At 39.6% G+C, this 2,346-nt stretch carries 3 protein-coding genes; 1 reads left to right on the forward strand and 2 read right to left on the reverse strand.

Annotated features, from left to right (window positions below; all coding sequences use genetic code 11):
• Positions 1-31 precede the first annotated feature (31 nt).
• Positions 32-691 (reverse strand): rhomboid family intramembrane serine protease, encoded by a 660-nt coding sequence (locus tag FJR06_RS15775; protein ID WP_168651780.1) that lies wholly within the window; start codon positions 689-691, stop codon positions 32-34.
• 5 nt (positions 692-696) lie between these two features.
• Here FJR06_RS15775 and FJR06_RS15780 point away from each other — a divergent pair, with 5 nt between their 5' ends.
• Positions 697-849: a hypothetical protein gene (locus FJR06_RS15780; RefSeq protein ID WP_158310548.1), complete on the forward strand. Its 153-nt coding sequence runs from the start codon at positions 697-699 to the stop codon at positions 847-849.
• A gap of 150 nt (positions 850-999) precedes the next feature.
• On the opposite strand, the gene FJR06_RS15785 is transcribed toward FJR06_RS15780, so the two are convergent.
• The coding region (locus FJR06_RS15785) for an N-acetylmuramoyl-L-alanine amidase (RefSeq protein ID WP_015081208.1) at positions 1,000-2,346 on the reverse strand (1,347 nt) is incomplete at its 5' end.

Genomic DNA, 2,346 nt, shown 5'->3' on the forward strand with positions numbered 1-2,346 from the left:
CACCAATCACCAATCACCAATCACCAATTCCCTATTCCCTATTCACCAGTGCAAAAATACTCCCGACGACAAAACCTCCAAGATGCGCCCAATAAGCGACTCCTCCCATTTCTACACTCATATTAGCTGCTGCTTGGAGACTAGCAAAACCAGAAATGAGATTTTGCACAAAGAAAATACCAATAATTACTAATGCCGGAACATTAATTGTGGTGATAAAAAAACCTAAAAAGATTAAAGTGGTAATTCTTGCTTGAGGAAACCAGATTAAATATGCACCTAAAACTCCAGAAATTGCCCCACTTGCTCCCAAGGAAGGAACAGCAGAGTACATACCAATAAACCATTGACATAGAGCAGCTATAGCCCCACAGGTTAAATAAAACAATAGATATTTAAAATGTCCTAAGCGGTCTTCAATATTGTTACCAAATACCCACAAATAGACCATATTGGATATTAAGTGCCACCAACCTCCATGCAAAAATTGTGATGTAAATAAGGTTGTCCACTCTCGACTCCAGTTAATGGTTAATTCTTGCGGTATTACCGCATACAATTGAAAAAATTGTTCTAGTTGTAGACTTGACAAGTTTATTTCATGGAGAAAAACTAGGACATTCATTCCAATTAACCCATAGGTAAAATATGGAGTAATTCGGGTGGGGTTGTCATCGTAGAGGGGAAACACAAATATTGTTCCAAATCATCATTAATAGAACTATAACAGGAGTCAGGAGTCAGGAGTCAGGAGTCAGGAGTTCAGAAGTATGGCTAACGCCACGCTTCGCTATCAGGAGTATGGCTAACGCCACGCTTCGCTATCAGGAGTTCAAGAATGAAGAATGAAGAATGAAGAATGAAGAATGAAGAAAATTTTCCTCCTATGGGAATCATAAATGATATTTAAAAAATTTTAAGTAGGTAGGCAATGCCCACCCTAGGTATATTTCAAAAATCAAATATTATTCCTATGTTTCCTGTTTCCCCGTTCCCTAATTACAAAAGATTTGCTGATTCATAGAGTCTTCTGAGAATAGCTGTAATTTTAATTCCGTAGTCTAAATCAGCAGACCAGCGCCCTGACAATTGATGAACTGACGACGCAACTCCTCTAGTCACAAAGCGAAATCTAGGATCTACTTCTTGTTGGACTAAAGGTTCTAAACTGGCATAGGCTTTTAAATGTTGAATATGCGCTCTGACACCAATTCTGGCGCTGGGAAATGATGCTCCTTCCGCACCACCACCAACTGCACCCAAACCGGCAAAGTTATTTTGCTGGGATTTAATGTCAGTACCAAACCGTAAAAATCCAGTTTCTAAACACATTTGACAAAAAGCAATATCATGATTTATGCCTTCAATTGTTGCTTCTTCTCGATATAGTTTAGGAAGATCAGGAAACTGTGTAATGGCGGTTTCATTATTGGTTTTTAGAAATAGTTGTAGCTGTACTTCTGATGTATTACCATTGGAGATAAGTTGCTCAATTTGTCCAGGACAAACTGTTGAAATTGAGCGTAATTTTACTGTGCGCGTGGCACTATCCCAATCAATAGAAATATGAGAGTCTCGAAGTTCTACAGCTTTAATATACACTATTTGGCGATAGGTAATTCGGCGTAAATTAGCTAATTTGGAAATATCAATCCGTAACCGATCTACTAAATCAATTGGGATGTAAGCATTCCCATTAATTAATACTCCTTGTTCAGCGTAATTTTGTCCATTAATATTGATATTAATGCTAGAATAATTTTCGGTCGTTGGTTGCTGAGGATCATTTGCTTGATTCCAAGTAGTCAGTCCTTCGGCAATTCCGATGGCAAAATCACGACGACGACTTTGTAATAAAGCCCGATCTTCAGGACTGCTTAAAAACCCGACTTGTAGTAATAAAGCTCCAATCACAGTTTGACGACAAAATTGTAAATTACCCAAGCCACTATCTGTATCTGGTTTCACTCCGCGATTTGGTAATTGGGGGACACGACGCAAAAGTGCCATTAATACCATTTCGGCATTTTGTTTGCGTTGGTCATTTTTGGCAATATAAAATGCACTTGCTCCCCGCACCGATGGACTATTAGCAGCATTGGCTTGAATTTCTAGCGCTACATCCTTGGTATTAGCACGAGCATTAATCCAAGCGATGGTTTGAGCCGCACTCAAATCATCAGGAACAGCTAAAACTTCTACGTTACGGGTGCGGAGTTCTGTCACCACTAAATCTCGCAAAAGAATCATTTCCTTTGCTTCCGTTGTGCCACCAGCGATCGCACCGGGGTCATTTTTACCCGCTTCTGTGCCACCATGTGCCGCAGAAATAAAAATCCGCCCCAT

It is taken from the genome of Dolichospermum sp. UHCC 0352, from assembly GCF_009711925.1.
Classification (GTDB): Bacteria; Cyanobacteriota; Cyanobacteriia; order Cyanobacteriales; family Nostocaceae; genus Dolichospermum; species Dolichospermum lemmermannii.